This is a genomic window from Sphingomonas folli (genome assembly GCF_019429525.1).
GTDB classification, from domain to species: Bacteria; Pseudomonadota; Alphaproteobacteria; order Sphingomonadales; family Sphingomonadaceae; genus Sphingomonas; species Sphingomonas folii.
On record NZ_JAHXZL010000001.1, the window covers coordinates 166,290 to 183,779 of the forward strand.

The following is a 17,490-nucleotide window of genomic DNA, read 5'->3' on the forward strand; positions in this document are numbered from 1 at the left end:
CGCGCCCGCGGTATAGAGCCCGCCGACCGGCGGTGTCCGACTTGCGGGCGTGGCGGAACTGGTAGACGCGCTGGATTTAGGTTCCAGTATCGCAAGATGTGGGGGTTCGAGTCCCTTCGCCCGCACCAGTCCCCGCGCTTCACGCGGGGTGGCCATCACTCATCCTATTCCAGACGAAAGCGGCCTATGCAGACTGTCGAGACGTTGAACGAGGGCCTGAAGCGCGCCTACACCGTGACCATCCCCGCCAGCGCGATCGCGGGCCGGGTCGACGCCGAGCTGAAGCGCGTCGCGCCGCAGATCCGCATGCCCGGCTTCCGCCCCGGCAAGGTGCCCGCCAACCTCGTGCGCAAGATGCACGGCCCGGCGCTGCACCAGGACGCGCTCAACACCTCGATCCAGGAGGGCATCCAGGCGCTGATCAGCGAGAAGCAGCTGCGCCCCGCGATGCAGCCGTCGGTGGAACTCGCCGAGGGCTATGAGGCGGGCAAGGACGCCGAGCTCAAGGTGGAGCTCGAGGTGCTGCCGCAGGTGCCGACCCCCGCGATCGAGGGGCTGAAGCTGGAGCGGCTCACCGTGCCGGTCGACGATTCAGCCATCGACGTGCAGCTCAAGCGGTTCGCCGACATGCAGAAGCGCTGGGAGGATGCGGGCGACAAGGCGGCCGAGACCGGCGACCAGGTGGTGATGGACTTCGTCGGCAAGACGCTCGACGGCACCGCCTTCGAGGGCGGCACCGGCACCGACATGGCGGTCGAGCTCGGCGCGGGCCAGCTGATCCCGGGTTTCGAGGACCAGGTGGTCGGCGTGAAGGCGGGCGACGAGCGTCAGATCACCGTGACCTTCCCCGCCGATTACGGCGCCAAGGAGCTCGCCGGCCAGCAGGCGACGTTCGATCTCACGATCAAGTCGGTGAAGACCGCGGCCGAGAGCGCGATCGACGAGGAGCTCGCCAAGGCGCTGGGGCTGGAGAGCCTCGACCAGCTGCGCGGGCTGCTGCGCGGACAGGTCGAGCAGGAGCACAACCAGCTCACGCGCACCTATATGAAACGCAAGCTGCTCGACCAGCTCGCCGAGGGGCATGACTTCGAGGTGCCGCCGTCGATGGTGGAGGCCGAGTTCAACCAGATCTGGCAGCAGCTGCAGCACGAGGCGACGCACGAGCCCGATCCGCAGGCGGCTCTCGCCGAGATGGAGGCCGAGCGCGACGATTACCGCAAGATCGCCGAGCGCCGCGTCCGCCTCGGCCTGCTGCTGAGCGAGATCGGCCAGGCCAACGGCGTCGAGGTGACGCAGCAGGAGATGAACCGGCTGATCGCACAGGCCGCGCAGCAGTATCGCGGCGAGGATCAGCAGCGCTTCGTCCAATATGTCCAGCAGGACCCGATGGCCGCCGCGCAGCTGCGCGCGCCGCTGTACGAGGACAAGGTGGTCGATTTCCTGTTCGACAAGGCCGAGGTGAGCGAGCGCGAGACGACGCGCGAGGAACTGGAGGCGGCGATCGAGAGCGAGGACGGCTTCGCCACCGGCACGCACCACCACGACCACGACACGCACAAGCCCAAGCAGACCCGCGCCAAGAAGAAGCCCGCGGCGAGCGACGGCGAGGGCGGTGCCACCGAGGGCGAGGCGCCCGCGGCCGAGAAGCCGGCGCGCAAGCCCGCCGCGAAGAAGGCGGCGAAGGCCGAGGAGCCGGTGCCGGGCGATGCGCCTGTGGCCGAGGCTGCTGCGGCCGAGCCGGCGGCGTCCGAGGCACCCGCGAAGAAGCCGCGTGCCAAGAAGGCGGCGCCGGTGAGCGAGGAGACCCAGGTGCTCGAGTCCGACCCGGCCGCGGCCGAGGCGGCGGCGGGCACCGAGGCCGCCGACGCGCCCGCACCGAAGCGCACGCGCGCCAAGAAGGCCGAGTAAGCGGGCGATCGGGTCGCCGGACAGCGAGAGAGCCGGGCCGCCGCGACGCGGCCCGGCTCTTTTTACGTTTCGGTCGGCATCATCGTCTAGGATGTCGATACGATAGGCGGATCAGAGGGCGGCAGGGCGACGGATGCGGGGCGGCATGACGGTGGACGAGGCGCAGGCGGCGCGCGTGGCGGTGCTGCTGCCGTGCTACAACGAGGAGGCCGCGATCGCCGACACGATCGCCGGCTTTCGGCGCGCGCTGCCAGAGGCGGTGATCTACGTCTATGACAACAACAGCCGCGATCGCACCGTCGAGGTGGCGCGCGGCGCGGGCGCGGTGGTGCGGACCGAGCGGATCCAGGGAAAGGGCGCGGTGGTGCGGCGCATGTTCGCCGACGTGGACGCCGACGTCTATGTCATGGCCGACGGCGACGCGACCTATGACTCCGCCTCCGCGCCCGCGATGGTGGCGCGCGTGCTCGACGAGCAGCTCGACATGATCGTCGGCACGCGCGTCGGGGAGGCGACGGCCGCCTATCGGCGCGGCCACCGCCTCGGCAACAGCCTGCTCACCGGCATGCTCACGCGGCTGTTCGGCCGCAGTTTCAGCGATATCCTGAGCGGCTATCGGGTGTTCTCGCGGCGCTTCGTGAAGAGCTTCCCGGTGCTGTCGGTCGGCTTCGAGATCGAAACCGAGATCAGCGTCCACGCGCTCGAGCTCAAGATGCCGCTGGGCGAGGTGGAGACGCCTTATTACGCGCGCCCCGAGGGGTCGGTGTCGAAGCTCAGCACCTACGGTGACGGGTGGCGGATCCTGCGCACGATCGCGACCTTGTACCGGATCGAGCGGCCCTTGTGGTTCTTCGGCGGGGCGGGGGCGCTGCTCGCGCTGGTGGCGGTGGTGCTCGCCGCCCCGCTGGCGGTGACCTACGCGCACACCGGGCTGGTGCCGCGGCTGCCCACCGCCGTGCTGGTCACCGGGCTGATGATCCTGGCGGCGCTGTGCGGCTTCGCGGGGCTGATCCTCGACACCGTGGTGCGCGGTCGGCGCGAGGTGCGGCGGCTCGCCTATCTCGCGCAGCCGGCGCCGCGGCGGGGTGCCGGCGACGGGGCTTGAACAAGCTGCGGGGAGCGCCGATGTTGGCCACCTTCAGGGCATAAGAGAGTTTTTCCATGCACAATCCGTTCGAGACCGGCGATTTCGCAGGCGCCTTGGCGCGCGCCGGCGTCGGCATGCAGCAGACCCAGGCCGGGCTCGTCCCGATCGTGATCGAGCAGTCGAACCGCGGCGAGCGCTCGTTCGACATCTTCTCGCGGCTGCTGCGCGAGCGGATCGTCTTCGTCACCGGCGGGGTCGAGGACGGCATGGCCTCGCTGATCTGCGCGCAGCTGCTCTTCCTCGAGTCGGAGAACCCGAAGAAGGACATCTTCATGTACATCAACTCGCCGGGCGGCGTCGTCACGGCGGGCATGGCGATCCACGACACGATGCAGTACATCCGCCCGCGCGTCGGCACGCTCTGCATCGGGCAGGCCGCGTCGATGGGCTCGTTCCTGCTCGCCAGCGGCGAGCCGGGCATGCGCGTGGCGACCACCAACAGCCGTATCATGATCCACCAGCCCTCGGGCGGCGCGCAGGGCATGGCGGCCGACATCGAGATCCAGGCGCGCGAGATCCTGCGCATGCGCCACTTCCTCAACACGCTGTACGCCAAGTACACCGGCAAGCCGCTCGAGGAGATCGAGCGCGCGATGGACCGCGACAAGTTCATGAGCGCCGAGGAGGCCAAGGAGTTCGGCCTGATCGACGAGGTGTTCGACAAGCGCCCGGTGCCCAGCGAGGACGTCAGCGCCGCCGCCTGACGCGACCCGCCGGCGGTCGCGAGCCGATCCGCCGGCGTGTCTCGATCCGCCTGATGCGGGTCAGCCATTCCCCGCTATGCTCTTGAAGCCATGCGACGGAGAGGTGATATTGCGGTTTAGCGACACCGCGCGACCGCTCCCGCGGCCCCAGATTTCGGCCGCTTTTGTACGTTGTTGCTTAAGGTGCAGTGCGGTAGCCTGCGCCACGCCCAGGGCAGGCGGCTGGCCTGCGACGAAGGATGATCTGAATGACGAAACTCAGTGGCGGCGATAGCAAGAGCACGCTCTATTGCTCGTTCTGCGGCAAGTCGCAGCACGAGGTGCGCAAGCTGATCGCCGGCCCCACCGTCTTCATCTGTGACGAGTGCGTCGAGCTCTGCAACGACATCATTCGCGAGGAGACGAAGTCGGCGCTGGTGGCCAAGAAGGACGGCGGCGTTCCCTCGCCGCAGGAGATCTGCGACGTGCTCGACGATTACGTCATCGGGCAGAAGCAGGCCAAGCGCGTGCTCTCGGTCGCGGTGCACAATCATTACAAGCGCCTCAACCACGGCGCCAAGGGCGCCGACGTCGAGCTCGCCAAGAGCAACATCCTGCTCGTCGGGCCCACCGGCTGCGGCAAGACGCTGCTGGCGCAGACGCTGGCGCGCATCCTCGACGTGCCCTTCACCATGGCCGACGCGACGACGCTGACCGAGGCGGGCTATGTCGGCGAGGACGTCGAGAACATCATCCTCAAGCTGCTCCAGGCGTCCGACTATAACGTCGAGCGCGCGCAGCGCGGCATCGTCTACATCGACGAGATCGACAAGATCAGCCGCAAGGCCGAGAACCCCTCGATCACGCGCGACGTGTCGGGCGAGGGCGTGCAGCAGGCGCTGCTCAAGCTGATGGAAGGCACCACCGCCAGCGTGCCGCCGCAGGGCGGCCGCAAGCACCCGCAGCAGGAGTTCCTCCAGGTCGACACGACCAACATCCTGTTCATCTGCGGCGGCGCCTTCTCTGGGCTCGAGAAGATCATCGGCGACCGGCTCCAGGGCAAGTCGATCGGGTTCGGCGCCTATGTCGCCTCGCCCGAGGAGAAGCGCACTGGCGAGGTGCTGCGCCAGACCGAGCCGGAGGATCTGCTCAAGTTCGGCCTCATCCCCGAGTTCGTCGGCCGCCTGCCGGTGATCGCGACGCTCGAGGACCTCGACGTGCCCGCGCTGGTCAAGATCCTGGCCGAGCCGAAGAACGCGCTGGTGAAACAATATCAGAAGCTGTTCGAGATGGAGGAGGTGAAGCTCGGCTTCACCGACGACGCGCTCACCACGGTCGCCAAGAAGGCGATCGAGCGCAAGACCGGCGCGCGCGGGCTGCGCTCGATCCTGGAGGCGATCCTGCTCGACACGATGTTCGACCTGCCGGGGATGGACTCGGTCGACGAGGTGATGATCGACCGCGACGTGGTCGAGGGTCGCAAGGAGCCGGTCCGCGTCTACGCCGAGAAGAAGAAGGCCGGCGAGGTCGCCTGATCGCTTCGGGGCTCCCGCGCGCGCGGGAGCCCAGGGGCGTCGATGGGTGGCGCTGGGTTCCTGCCCTCGCAGGAACATGATGCCGGATGACGGGCGCTCGCCGGACGCCCGTCGTCGTCCCGGACCCCAGGTCGGGCTTCATCGCTCCGCCGCCGTGGTGCTGGCGGGACGGTCGAGCCTGAGGCAAGCCCGGGAAGACGCTGAGGGACGGCGTTCGCATCGACCCGGGGCGCTCGGTACTGGTCAGGCATATCACGGGCGTCGCGGCATCACGGCGGCGCCCTTCTTCTTTGCTTATCATGTCCGGCGGATCGCACCGGCGCGTTCGCGCATTGCCCAGGGATGCAGACGAATACCGACACCCCGCTGCCGCCGCCGCCGACGCTGATGCCCCGGTGGGCGATCGGCTTCCCGCTCGCGGGGCTGGCCGCGGTGCTCGCCGGCGTGGCCAAGCTCGGCAGCGCTGGCACGGTCGCGGCGGCGGCGATCCTGTTCGGCGCGGTGCTCGCCGCGGTCCATCACGCCGAGGTGGTCGCGCATCGCGTCGGCGAGCCGTTCGGCACCCTGGTGCTCGCGATCGCGGTGACCGTGATCGAGGTGTCGCTGATCGTCGCGCTGATGCTGTCCGACGCGGGTGACGCCTCGGCGCTGGCGCGGGACACGGTCTTCGCCGCGATCATGATCATCCTCAACGGCATCATCGGCCTGTGCCTGATGGCAGGCGGGCTGATCCACGGCGAGCAGCGTTTCTCGCTGCGTGGCGCGAGCGCGGCGCTCTGTACGCTCGCCGCGCTCGCGATCCTCACGCTCGTCCTCCCCAATTACACCTCGACCGTGGCGGGTCCGAGCTACTCGACGTCGCAGCTCATCCTCGTCGCGGTCGTCAGCCTGTTCCTCTACGGCGTGTTCGTGATGGTGCAGACGCTGCGGCACCGCGACTATTTCCTCGCGGCGGGGGGCGAGGACGATCACGGCGCGGTCCCGGACGCGCGCACCACCTGGATCGCCTTCGCGCTGCTGCTCGTCGCGCTGGTCGCGGTGGTGCTCCTCGCCAAGGCGCTGTCGGCGACGATCGAGCGCGCGGTGCTCGACGCCGGGCTGCCGCTCGCGGTGGTCGGGGTGGTGATCGCGGCGCTGGTGCTCGCGCCCGAGAGCCTGGCTGCGTTCCGCGCGGCGCGGCGCAACCGCATCCAGACCAGCCTCAACCTCGCGCTCGGCTCGGCGCTGGCGACGATCGGGCTGACCATTCCCGCAGTGGCGATCGTCAGCCTGGTGCTCGACCTGCCGCTCGCGCTCGGGATCGGTGCCAAGAGTCTGGTGCTGCTCGCGCTGTCGCTGTTCGTCGCGACGATCTCCCTGGGCAACGGGCGGACCACGGTGCTCCAGGGAGCGGTGCACCTCGTGATCTTCGCGGTCTATCTGTTCACCACCGTGGTGCCATGACTGGCCACGAGGGGGTGACCGACGACGCTTGATCGTGCTCCTGCGAGCGCAGGAAGCTGAGCTCGAACGGCGACGCTCGTGGCCCTGATGTCCCGCCCCCCGCACGCGGACGCGCGACGCCTCGGACTCACCGCGCGTGCTGGCGCGCCGCCAGCGCGATGCCCGCCGCGATCTGCAGTAGCGCGTAGGCGCGCCGCCGCCCGGGCCGTCCGACGAAGGGCGCCACCAGCGCCTCCGCGCCGAGCGCGCGCTCCTGCCACAGCGCGACGTGGCGGCGCGGCTGGAGCAGCCCGAGCATGCCGTCGCCGATCATGAACACCGCGGCCATCTCGACGGTGCGGCGCGCCAGCAGCCGGGTCACTTCGGGCTCGTGGGTCGCGCGCGCCATGCCTGATAGTCCTCCACCGCGACCGAGCGGCGCAGGACGCGCGCCGCCGGATCGATCGTGACGTGCGCGCCCGCGGGGACCCGCAACTCGCCCGGCACCGCCACGCGACGCACCGCCTCGCCGACCTGAACCTCGACCGGCAGCGCGAAGGCGCGCGGCCGCTCGGTCTTCCAGGCCAGACGCAGCACGTCGCCGTCGCGGGTCGCCAGCAGCTCGGGTAACGCGCGGTCGCGCAGATAAGTGTCGAAGAACCAGCCATAATCCTTGCCGGTCACGCGCGCGACGATCGCCTCGAACTCGCGCGTCGAGCCGTAGCGCGGGCGGAAGTTGCCGGGGCGCGGGTCGGGGCGGCCGTAGACCAGCCGCCGCACCGACTCGTAGAAGGCCGCGTCGCCGATCAGCCAGCGCAGGGTGTGGAGCGTCCACGAGCCCTTGTAATAGATGTCGGTGCCGGCGCCGCCCTTGCCGGGTTCGTACACCTCCTCCTCGGTGAGCACGCGGTCGCGCACCACCGGGGCGCGGTTCGCGATCTGGTTGCGCTGCGCCTCGAGCATCACCGCGTAGCGCGCCGCGCCCTCGCGCCAGCGCCCGTAGAGCGGCTGCATGTAGCTGCCGAACCCCTCGTGCAGCCAGTAATCGTCCCAGTTCGCCGCGGTCAGCTGGTTGCCGAACCACTCGTGCGAGAATTCGTGGTGGAACAGCCAGTCGAACCCCTCGGGCGCCTTGGCATAGCCGTTGCCATAGGCGTTGATCGTCTGATGCTCCATGCCCTTGTGCGGCGTCTCGACCACGCCGAGCTTCTCGTCGCCGAAGGGGTAGGGTCCGATCACCGCCTCGAAGAAGTCGAGCGTCGGCGCGAACTCGGCGAAGAGCGCGCGCGCCTGCGTCTCCTCGCCCGGCAGATACCAGTAAGCGAGCGGGATCTGGTTGCCGTAGCGGCTGCGATACTGCCCCTCGAGCACCTCATAGGGGCCGAGATTGATCGCGATCGCATAGGTGTTGGGCTGGCGCGCGCGCCAGTGCCACACGCTGCTCCCGTCGGGCAGCGCGTCCACGCCGAGCAGCCGCCCGTTCGATGGCGCCTTGAGCCCCTTGGGCGCGGTGATGTGGAGCAGCGCCTCGCCCGGCTCGCCCTCGGGGAAGTCGAGGCAGGGCCAGAGCAGGTCGCAGCCATAGCCCTCGGTCGTCGTGGCGACCCAGGGGCGGCCGTCGGGCGTGGTCGACCAGACGATGCCGTCGTCCCACGGCGCGTTGACCGCGACGTGCGGCGTCCCGTCATAGGCGATATCGACCGAGGCGGTCGCGCCCCTCGCCAGCGGCACGGCGAGCGCGAGCTGGCCGTCGGGGCGCCGCACCGCGGCGGCGGGGAGGGGGCGGCCGTCGACTCTGACCGAGCGCACCGCATAATTGGAGTCGAGGTCCAGCAGGAGCCGCGGCACCGCCGCCTCGGCACGCACGCTCAGCCGCGCGCGCGCCGCCAGCGTGTGTCGCGTCGGGTCGAGCGCGAACCAGAGCTCGGCCGAGGCGAGCCGGATCGCGGCCTGCTCGGCCGGGCGGACACCCCCCGATCGCTGCGTCTGCGCGCTGATCGGCGGCTCACCCTTCTCCGGCAGGTGCGATCCGCGCGCCGCCGCCGCCGCCGAGAGCGCCAGCAAGGTCGCGAGCACTGCCAGATTGATGCGGCGCCCCCACACACCATATACAGCGTGTTGGCCGTCCTCGTTGGGCGGCGCCGGAGTATCCATGACGTCCACTTTCCCCGTACTGCCGCTTCGCGACATCGTCGTCTTCCCGCACATGATCGTGCCGCTGTTCGTGGGCCGCGACAAGTCGGTCGCCGCGCTGGAGGCGGCGATGGCCGCGGACAAGGAGATCTACCTGGTCGCGCAGCTCGACCCGGCAGAGGACGACCCCTCGCGCGACGATCTCTACACGATGGGGGTCACCGCCACGGTGCTCCAGCTGCTCAAGCTGCCCGACGGCACGGTGCGCGTGCTGGTCGAGGGCAAGGCGCGCGCGACGCTGGAGACGCTGGAGGAGAGCGGCGCCTATCTCACCGCCACGGTCGCGCCGGTCGCCGACGCCGAGGTGGAGGGGCCCGAGCTGGCCGCGCTGATGCGCTCGGTGGTCGACCAGTTCGAGAATTATGCCAAGCTGAACCGCAAGCTCCCCGCCGAGCTGGCGGCGCAGCTGGCCGAGATCGAGGGCGCGGGCCAGCTCTCCGACACGGTCGCGGGCAACATCCAGGTCAAGGTCGCCGAGAAGCAGTCGCTGCTGATGGAGGCTGACCCGCTCAAGCGCCTCGAGATGGCCTATGCGCTGATGGAGGGCGAGCTGGGCGTCCTGCAGGTCGAGAAGAAGATCAAGAGCCGCGTCAAGCGTCAGATGGAGAAGACGCAGCGCGAATATTATCTCAACGAGCAGCTGAAGGCGATCCAGCGCGAGCTGGGCAACGACGGCGAGGAGGGCGAGGGCGACGAGATCGCCGAACTCACCCAGAAGATCGCCACGCTGCGCCTCTCCAAGGAGGCGCGCAGCAAGGCGACCGCCGAGCTCAAGAAGCTGAAGACCATGGCACCCATGAGTGCCGAGGCGACCGTCGTGCGCAACTATCTCGACGTGCTGCTGGGCTTGCCCTGGGGTAAGAAGAGCAAGATCAAGAAGGATATCGCCGCGGCGCAGGCGGTGTTGGACGAGGACCATTACGCGCTCGAGAAGGTCAAGGACCGCATCGTCGAGTATCTCGCGGTGCAGGCGCGCACCAACAAGCTGAAGGGGCCGATCCTGTGCCTCGTCGGGCCGCCGGGCGTGGGCAAGACCTCGCTGGGCAAGTCGATCGCCAAGGCGACCGGGCGTGAGTTCATCCGCCAGTCGCTCGGCGGCGTGCGCGACGAGGCCGAGATCCGCGGCCATCGCCGCACCTATATCGGCTCGCTGCCGGGCAAGGTGGTCACGAATCTCAAGAAGGCGGGGACGAGCAATCCGCTGTTCCTGCTCGACGAGATCGACAAGCTCGGGCAGGACTTCCGCGGCGACCCGGCGTCGGCGCTGCTCGAGGTGCTCGATCCCGAGCAGAACGCACGCTTCAACGACCATTACCTCGAGATCGACATCGATCTCAGCGACGTGATGTTCGTCTGCACCGCCAACTCGCTCAACCTGCCGCAGCCGCTGCTCGACCGGATGGAGATCATCCGGCTCGAGGGCTATACCGAGGACGAGAAGGTCGCGATCGCCGAGCGCCACCTCATCGCCAAGCAGGTCCAGGCGCACGGCCTGAAGCCGGGCGAGTTCACGCTCACCGACGAGGGACTGCGCGCGCTGATCCAGCGCTACACGCGCGAGGCGGGGGTACGCACGCTCGAGCGCGAGGTGGCCAAGCTGTGCCGCAAGGCGCTGCGCCAGATCCTCGAGGGCAAGGTGACGAGCGTGACGATCACGCCCGACACGCTCGCCGAGTTCGCGGGCGTGCAGAAGTTCCGCCACGGGCTGTCCGAGACCGAGGACCAGATCGGCGCGGTCACCGGCCTGGCCTGGACCGAGGTGGGCGGTGAGCTGCTGACGATCGAGAGCGTCACCGTGCCCGGCAAGGGGCAGGCGAAGGTGACGGGCAAGCTGGGCGACGTGATGAAGGAATCGGTCCAGGCCGCCTACAGCTTCGTCCAGGCGCGCTCGCCCTCGTTCGGGATCAAGCCCAGCCTGTTCCATCGCAAGGACATCCACATCCACCTGCCCGAGGGCGCGGTGCCGAAGGACGGTCCGTCGGCGGGGATCGGGCTGGTCACCTCGATCGTGTCGACGCTCACGGGCACCCCCGTGCGCAAGGAAGTGGCGATGACCGGCGAGGTGACGCTGCGCGGCCGCGTGTTGCCGATCGGCGGGCTCAAGGAGAAGCTGCTCGCGGCGCTCCGCGGCGGCATCGAGACGGTGCTGATCCCCAAGGAGAATGAGAAGGACCTGGCGGAGATCCCCGCGAACATCCGCGAGGGGCTGCGGATCGTGCCGGTGAGCCATGTCGACGAGGTGCTGAAGCTCGCGCTGACCCAGCCGCTCGAGGCGATCGACTGGACCGAGGCGGACGAGCTGGCGGCGCTGCCGCCCGCTCCGATCACCCCGGTGGGCGGCGAGCTGCATCACTAACTCACGTTAACGCAACGTAACTTATTGCCGCCGCGTCCTGTCCCGGGGCGCGGCGGTTTCGTTTGACTTGGGCTAGGGCGCGCGCCTTACTGGAGGGATGCGGACCATGCTCCGCGAATCCATCACGAATGCGTAACGGTAAGGAACGGGGTCTTTTCGCATGAACAAACAGGAATTGATCGCGCAGGTCGCGACGGCGGCCGGGCTCGGCAAGAGCGAGGCGAGCCGCGCGGTCGAGGCGGTGTTCGACACGATCTCGACGTGCCTGAAGAAGGGTGACGAGGTCCGCCTGGTCGGCTTCGGCACCTTCGCGGTCAGCCGTCGCAAGGCGTCGACCGGGCGCAACCCGCGCACCGGTGAGCCGATGACGATCAAGGCCTCGAGCCAGCCCAAGTTCAAGGCGGGCAAGGTGCTCAAGGACTCGCTCAATTAAGTGCTGGACAGGGCCGGCGTGCTCCCGTAGGTGCGCCGCTCCCGACGCGGATGGGCGCGTAGCTCAGCGGTAGAGCACACCCTTCACACGGGTGGGGTCACAGGTTCAATCCCTGTCGCGCCCACCATCCGGCCGGCCCGAACGCCCCGCTCGTCCCTGTGACCGGCGGGGCTTCTCGTATCTGGCGTCCGTCGTCGCGAGAGCGCAGGATTCGTTCAGCATATCGCTTGTGGCTCCGTGTTCGTGCGTGTGCGGGAACACCGGTGAGCGCGCGCCCTCCGTCCCAGATCGGGGCATGCGCACTTCTGTCACGTAAGCGTAACGGAAGCGACGCCGAACTGTCTTCGAAGACTCATTCAGCTGTCATCGTCGGGGCCTAGCCGCGCTGCTCAGGGAGCGAGCGGACGCACAAGGTTCGACTCGCGCACCGGGTCCCAACGCGGGACCTGTCCTAACAGGGAGTGAGTCATGGTCAGCTTCAGCCGTCGCAGCAAGTTCCTGCTGGCGACCTCCGCCACGTTGTTCCTCGCCTCGTGCGGCGCGGACGATGTCGCCTCGCCGGGCGCCGGCAGCCTGCCGATCACGATCGTCCAGCCCGCGCCCACGCCGACGCCTACCGCGGCGCCGACCCCGACCGCGCTGACCAACGCGCAGATCGCGCTGGCGACGACGCAGTCGGGCGTCACCGTCACCGCCGACGAGCAGGTCGCGATCCTCAACGCTGGCCAGAACAACAATCTGCAGGGCTTCGGCAGCACGCTGAACGGCGTCTACCCGATCAACGGCACCTCGCTGGCGACCGCGAGCAACCCGCAGACCGTGCTCGGCAATACCAGCTTCATCCAGAACACCAGCTATGTCGGTGCGCTGAGCGGCCCCAACGACGCGGCCTTCTCGGGCTGGACCTGCAGCTCGACCGCGGCGAGCTTCCTCAACAGCAGCAGCTGCACCGCGGTGCCCGCGGTCGGCACCGGCGGTTCGGCCGCGGCCTGCCCGACCGGCACCACCGACGACGGCATCGTCCAGACCTTCCGTGCCTGTCGCCTGCCGCAGGCGATCACCTCTGACCTCACGCTGCCGAAGATTGCGGGTGTGTTCTACCGCTTCCGCGGTCAGACCGAGGTGGGTGACATCAACAGCGCCACGGGCGTGACGCTGACGATCGCGGCCGGTGTCGTGCTCGCGGCTGACTCCTCGGAGACGTCGAACGACCTGCTGCTGGTCAACCGCGGCAGCCGTCTCAACGCGGTCGGCACCGCCGACGCGCCGATCGTCTTCACCGCGCAGCAGAACCTCGGCAGCAACGGCGTGTCCGACGCGACCCAGGGCCTGTGGGGCGGCGTGATCCTGCTCGGCCGCGCGCCCACTGCCGTCTGCGCGGCGGGCACCGGCCCGAACGACGCCAACGGCAGCTCGGCGACCTGCCAGCAGGCGATCGAGGGCGTCACCGGCCGCTTCTACGGCGGCACCAACCAGGCGGACAGCTCGGGCACGCTCCAGTACGTCCAGATCCGCTACACCGGCATCGCCATCAGCGAGGGCAACGAGCTGCAGGGCCTCACGCTCGGCGGCACCGGCTCGGGCACGACGATCGACCACGTGCAGAGCCACAATTCGTCGGACGACGGCGTCGAGATCTTCGGGGGCGCCACCAACCTGAAGTACTTCGTGGTGACCGGCGCCGATGACGACGGCTTCGACGTCGACAACGGCTGGCGCGGCTTCATGCAGTTCATCATCGCCGCGCAGAAGGCCTCGGGTTCCACCGCCGACTCGTTCGCGACCGAGATCGACTCCAACGGTGCAGAAGACCTGCTGCCGCGTACCTATGGCCGCTACGCCAACTTCACGTTCGTGCAGACGACTCCTTCGGCACCGGCGGCCATCCGCCTGCGCGGCGGCGCGGACTTCGCCTTCGTCAACGGCGTGGTGAAGTCGGCCAGCGGCTCCGCGTGCGTCAATATCATCGCGGGCGCGGGCGACGGTGCTAACCGCACCACCATCCGAGCCGCCGATAGCGCGCTGCAGGACGTCGGGCCGCCGACCTTCAACTCGGTCTACTTCCAGTGCCAGGGCCGCTGAGGCGCCACCAGCCCTCGTGATGCTCGGCGGAGCCCGGGGAGCGCCTCTCAGCGCCGCCCCGGGCCCGCTCATAGAAACAGACTGGAACCCTCCGCCATGCGCCAGCGCACCTATGCCTCGCTCCTTCTCCTGACGACCACGTTGGTGGCCCCCGCGGCGCTGGCGCAGGTCGCGCCGCAGACGGGCACGCCCACCACCTCGTCCCCCGCCGGCCCGCCGCCGACGAGCACCACCACCAACCCCGACGCCGCGCCGGCGGCGCAGGACCAGGCCACCACCACCGCGACGCCCGGCACCGAGCAGGGCACGACGCAGGGCACCGACCCCGCGGCCGACGAGCCCCAGGCCGAGGTCTCCGCGCCCGGGCTCGACGCCAGCGGCGGCGGCGACATCGTCGTCGTCGGGCGCAACATCCCCAACACGATCCGCGCTACCGCGCAGGTGGTCAGCGTGCTCTCCAGCGCCGACATCGCGCGCACGGGCGAGGGTGACATCGCCGGCGCGCTCACCCGCGTCACCGGCCTGTCCGTGGTCGGCAACGGCTATGTCTTCGTGCGCGGTCTCGGCGACCGCTATTCCTCGGCGCTGCTCAATGGCTCGCCGCTGCCGAGCCCCGAGCCGCTGCGCCGCACCGTGCCGCTCGACATCTTCCCCACCACGGTGGTCGGCTCGGCGCTGGTGCAGAAGACCTATTCCGCCAACTATCCGGGCGAGTTCGGTGGCGGCGTCATCAACCTGACGACGAAAGCCATCCCCGACGAGAATTTCTTCACGGTCGGCGCCTCGGGCGGGATCGACACCGAGTCGACGGGCAAGCTCGGTTACACCTATTTCGGCTCCAAGACCGACTGGCTCGGCTATGACGGCGGGGAGCGCAACGTTCCCGACTTCATCAAGCAGGCGCCCACGGGCAGCGGTGTCATCCCGAGCGCGCAGGTGCTGCAGCTCTCCAACGCGCGCACCACCCTGCTCCAGCGCAACACCGACACCCCGGCCAATTACTCGGGCAGCATGGACCTCGGCGTCACCGGCGACATCGGCTCGACCCGCGTCGGCCTGATCGGCAGCCTGGGCGTGTCGAACACCTGGCGGACCCGCGACGCGACGCAGCAGGACACGGTCAGCGTCGACGGCACGCTGCGCAACGACTTTCAGACGGTGATCACCGACAATCGCGCGGTGGTGAACGGCCTGCTCGGCTTCGGCGCCGAGTTCGGCGAGAACAAGGTGCGCTGGACCAACGTCTATATCCACGACACGCTCAAGCAGGGCCGTGCCTCGGGCGCGACCGTGTACAACAACTCGAGCGGCAACCCGCTCTTCCAGCAGAACACCAACTGGTTCGAGCGCAAGCTGATCGAGACGCAGCTGGTCGGCGAGTTCAAGCCGATCACCGACCTGTCGATCGACGTGCGCGGCGCCTATGCCAACACGCAGCGCAACTCGCCCTATGAGCGCCAGTTCATCTATCTCTGCAACACGACGCTGACCAACCAGACCGGCGACGTGCCGATCAGCGACCGCGGGCTCAACTGCCCGGGCGCGTGGCAGGCCACCAACGCGTTCGACCGTTTCGCCACGGTGGTGTTCAGCGAGCTCAACGAGGATCTCTACTCGGGCCAGGCCGACGTCGCGTACAAGATCCCGGGCGAACGCCCGATGACCGTGTCGGGCGGCTATTACTTCTCGGAGAACGACCGCACCTCGACCCGCCTGCCGTTCGTCTACCAGACCGTGTCGGGTGGCGCGATCCCGTTCCCGTGCAACCTGCTGCGCCCCGACTATCTGCTCTCGCCCGACGTGGTGAACGGCTGCCCGACGCCGGTCTCCGGCGATCCTGCCAACACCGCGGTGCAGCTTCGCTTCGACGCGGGCCAGAACGGCTCGTACGAGTATGACGCGCTGCTGCGCGTCCACGCCGGCTACGCCCAGGTCGAGGCGGAGGCGCTCGACGGCCTGCGCGCGATCATCGGTGTCCGCTACGAGACCGCGACCCAGCGCGTCACTCCGATCAACGCCACCTCTACCCGGCTCAAGAACGACTATTTCCTGCCGGCGGCGACGATCACCTGGAACTTCGCCAACAACCAGCAGCTGCGTTTCGCCGCCTCCAAGACGATCGCGCGGCCGCAGTTCCGCGAGCTGGCGCCGCAGGCCTTCCGCGACTTCGAATCCGACCGCCTGTTCTTCGGCAACCCGCGGCTGAAGGACTCGGAGCTCTACAACCTCGAGGCGCGCTACGAGTGGTTCTTCGCGCGTGACCAGCGCATCACGCTGGCGGGCTTCTACAAGCGGATCGACAACCCGATCGAGCAGGTCGGCTTCTTCCCGACCCCCGACGCGCGGCTCCAGACCGGCTTCACCAACCTGCCGAGCGCCAAGCTGTACGGCGCCGAGGTCGAGGCGCAGAAATACGTGCCGCTCGACTTCATCTCGGTGGGCATGGCGGGCAAGCGCGCGGTGCTGATCGCCAATTATACGTGGACCCACTCCGCGATCACCGCCGATCAGAGCTGCGTCCCGGGCGTGCTTGAGGGCACGACGCTCGGCGGCTGCCAGGCGAACTTCGCGCCGGCGCAGTCGCTTTTCCGCGACGGCGCGCCGCTGACCGGCCAGTCGGACCATCTCGTCAACCTGCAGCTCGGCTACGAGGACACCGACAACGGCACGCAGGCGACGCTGCTGTTCAATTATGCCAGCGAGCGCGTCACCAACCGCGGCCCGTCGCTGCTCGACGGCTCGGGCTTCCAGCCCGACATCATCGAGAAGCCCGGCATCCGGCTCGACTTCGTGATGCGACAGCAGGTCCAGTTCGTCGGGCAGAAGGTCGAGATCAAGGCGGAGGCGCGTAATCTCACGGGCACGCGCTATCAGGAGTTCCAGACCTTCGACGGCGGCAATCGCGTCGACATCAACCGCTACCGGCTGGGTCGGCTGTTCACGCTCGGCGCGAGCGTGAGCTTCTGATCCGGGCGCGCGACCGGCGGTGGGTGCCGCCGGTCGCCGCTCAGCCCCAGGGGTGCTCGCGAAACCACTTGGTGATGACGTATTTCACACCGGCGCGCACCTTCATGCCGTGGTGAAGCGTGGCGGGATTGGGCGTGTCGTCGGCGCGGCGATTGTTCCAGCAGACGAGTTTGCCCGGCTCGGGCTGGATCGTCTTGTCGATCGCCTTGAACCGCGTCGCCCCGCCCGCCTCGGGCTCGTTGAGATAGACCATCATCGTCCAGGTGCGATTGCCCGCGACGCTGCAATAGCGCGCGAAGTCCGCCCCGGTCGGCTCGAAATAGTCGGTGTGCGCCTTGAACTCCTGGCCGACCGCGTAGCGCTGGCCCTGGAGCGGCTCGCCGTGGCGCGGGTCCAGCCCGGCGAATTCGGCGAGGCGTCGGTTGATCGCGGCGACCAGCGGGTCGTCGCCGCGCAGGTCGCATGTCTCGCTGGTGCGGAAGGCGGTGTCACCGTTCGGGTCGGCGATGGTCGAGGGCCGCCGATCCACGTCGATCAGCCCGATCAGCGCGGCGCACTCCGCCGCGTCGAGGAAATCGCGGCGGATGAACAGGGTCAGCTTGGGGGAGGGGACGCGCTGGATCAGCGGCTGCGCACTCAGTCGCGCGATGATGGGGTCGGTCGCCATGGCCCCGCTATATTCTACCCGAAGCAAGTCGAACCAGCCTCAGAAATATTACACAAGCCGCCGACGCCGATGTAACAGGGCGATCGTGGTGGCGCAG

General features: G+C 68.9%; 12 protein-coding genes and 2 tRNA genes. 11 read left to right on the forward strand and 3 right to left on the reverse strand.

What is annotated here, in order from left to right; translation table 11 throughout:
• Positions 1-43: 43 nt before the first annotated feature.
• The 6 genes from KZ813_RS00755 to KZ813_RS00780 all read left to right on the forward strand — a co-directional run bounded on the left by KZ813_RS00755 (position 44) and on the right by KZ813_RS00780 (position 6,716).
• Positions 44-128 (forward strand) — tRNA-Leu (locus KZ813_RS00755).
• A 58-nt stretch (positions 129-186) separates the two neighbouring features.
• Positions 187-1,908, forward strand: coding sequence for a trigger factor (gene tig, locus KZ813_RS00760; protein ID WP_219753081.1), 1,722 nt, complete (start codon positions 187-189; stop codon positions 1,906-1,908).
• Positions 1,909-2,053: 145 nt separating this feature from the next.
• A complete protein-coding gene (locus KZ813_RS00765) occupies positions 2,054-3,013 on the forward strand; it encodes a glycosyltransferase family 2 protein (protein ID WP_219753082.1) in 960 nt (319 codons plus the stop codon).
• 56 nt (positions 3,014-3,069) lie between these two features.
• On the forward strand, positions 3,070-3,759 hold the full coding sequence (locus KZ813_RS00770) for an ATP-dependent Clp protease proteolytic subunit (RefSeq protein ID WP_183943830.1): 690 nt from the start codon (positions 3,070-3,072) through the stop codon (positions 3,757-3,759).
• 248 nt (positions 3,760-4,007) lie between these two features.
• Positions 4,008-5,273, forward strand: a complete 1,266-nt coding sequence (clpX, locus tag KZ813_RS00775) for an ATP-dependent Clp protease ATP-binding subunit ClpX (protein WP_219753083.1) — start codon at positions 4,008-4,010, stop codon at positions 5,271-5,273.
• A gap of 342 nt (positions 5,274-5,615) precedes the next feature.
• Positions 5,616-6,716 (forward strand): calcium:cation antiporter, encoded by a 1,101-nt coding sequence (locus KZ813_RS00780; RefSeq protein ID WP_258046294.1) that lies wholly within the window; start codon positions 5,616-5,618, stop codon positions 6,714-6,716.
• Between the two features lie 127 nt (positions 6,717-6,843).
• On the opposite strand, the gene KZ813_RS00785 is transcribed toward KZ813_RS00780, so the two are convergent.
• The gene (locus tag KZ813_RS00785) at positions 6,844-7,104 is read right to left on the reverse strand and encodes a hypothetical protein (protein ID WP_219753084.1); all 261 of its coding nucleotides are present in this window, start codon (positions 7,102-7,104) and stop codon (positions 6,844-6,846) included.
• Complete coding sequence (locus KZ813_RS00790; protein WP_219753085.1) at positions 7,074-8,849, reverse strand: M1 family metallopeptidase; 1,776 nt, start codon at positions 8,847-8,849, stop codon at positions 7,074-7,076. Before KZ813_RS00790 ends, KZ813_RS00785 begins: the two co-directional genes overlap by 31 nt.
• Here KZ813_RS00790 and lon point away from each other — a divergent pair.
• From lon to KZ813_RS00815, 5 genes are all read left to right on the forward strand, one after another.
• On the forward strand, positions 8,848-11,244 hold the full coding sequence (gene lon, locus KZ813_RS00795; protein ID WP_219753086.1) for an endopeptidase La: 2,397 nt from the start codon (positions 8,848-8,850) through the stop codon (positions 11,242-11,244). The genes KZ813_RS00790 and lon overlap by 2 nt on opposite strands.
• A 160-nt stretch (positions 11,245-11,404) precedes the next feature.
• Positions 11,405-11,677: an HU family DNA-binding protein gene (locus tag KZ813_RS00800; protein WP_219753087.1), complete on the forward strand. Its 273-nt coding sequence runs from the start codon at positions 11,405-11,407 to the stop codon at positions 11,675-11,677.
• 52 nt (positions 11,678-11,729) lie between these two features.
• Positions 11,730-11,804: transfer RNA gene (locus KZ813_RS00805), tRNA-Val, on the forward strand.
• 341 nt (positions 11,805-12,145) lie between these two features.
• Positions 12,146-13,759, forward strand: a complete 1,614-nt coding sequence (locus KZ813_RS00810) for a beta-helix domain-containing protein (RefSeq protein ID WP_219753088.1) — start codon at positions 12,146-12,148, stop codon at positions 13,757-13,759.
• Between the two features lie 96 nt (positions 13,760-13,855).
• A complete protein-coding gene (locus tag KZ813_RS00815; protein ID WP_219753089.1) occupies positions 13,856-16,726 on the forward strand; it encodes a TonB-dependent receptor domain-containing protein in 2,871 nt (956 codons plus the stop codon).
• Positions 16,727-16,766: 40 nt separating this feature from the next.
• On the opposite strand, the gene KZ813_RS00820 is transcribed toward KZ813_RS00815, so the two are convergent.
• Entirely contained in the window at positions 16,767-17,393 is a 627-nt protein-coding gene (locus tag KZ813_RS00820) for a prolyl hydroxylase family protein (protein WP_219753090.1), read from the reverse strand.
• Positions 17,394-17,490: the final 97 nt, after the last annotated feature.

Excerpts from the sequence above, each read along its gene's own strand:
- KZ813_RS00790 (WP_219753085.1), bottom strand. The coding sequence starts at position 8,849 with ATGGATACTCCGGCGCCGCCCAACGAGGACGGCCAACACGCTGTATAT.
- clpX (WP_219753083.1), top strand. The coding sequence starts at position 4,008 with ATGACGAAACTCAGTGGCGGCGATAGCAAGAGCACGCTCTATTGCTCG.
- KZ813_RS00770 (WP_183943830.1), top strand. The coding sequence starts at position 3,070 with ATGCACAATCCGTTCGAGACCGGCGATTTCGCAGGCGCCTTGGCGCGC.
- KZ813_RS00800 (WP_219753087.1), top strand. The coding sequence starts at position 11,405 with ATGAACAAACAGGAATTGATCGCGCAGGTCGCGACGGCGGCCGGGCTC.
- KZ813_RS00780 (WP_258046294.1), top strand. The coding sequence starts at position 5,616 with ATGCAGACGAATACCGACACCCCGCTGCCGCCGCCGCCGACGCTGATG.
- KZ813_RS00765 (WP_219753082.1), top strand. The coding sequence starts at position 2,054 with ATGACGGTGGACGAGGCGCAGGCGGCGCGCGTGGCGGTGCTGCTGCCG.
- KZ813_RS00815 (WP_219753089.1), top strand. The coding sequence starts at position 13,856 with ATGCGCCAGCGCACCTATGCCTCGCTCCTTCTCCTGACGACCACGTTG.
- KZ813_RS00785 (WP_219753084.1), bottom strand. The coding sequence starts at position 7,104 with ATGGCGCGCGCGACCCACGAGCCCGAAGTGACCCGGCTGCTGGCGCGC.
- KZ813_RS00810 (WP_219753088.1), top strand. The coding sequence starts at position 12,146 with ATGGTCAGCTTCAGCCGTCGCAGCAAGTTCCTGCTGGCGACCTCCGCC.
- tig (WP_219753081.1), top strand. The coding sequence starts at position 187 with ATGCAGACTGTCGAGACGTTGAACGAGGGCCTGAAGCGCGCCTACACC.
- KZ813_RS00820 (WP_219753090.1), bottom strand. The coding sequence starts at position 17,393 with ATGGCGACCGACCCCATCATCGCGCGACTGAGTGCGCAGCCGCTGATC.
- lon (WP_219753086.1), top strand. The coding sequence starts at position 8,848 with ATGACGTCCACTTTCCCCGTACTGCCGCTTCGCGACATCGTCGTCTTC.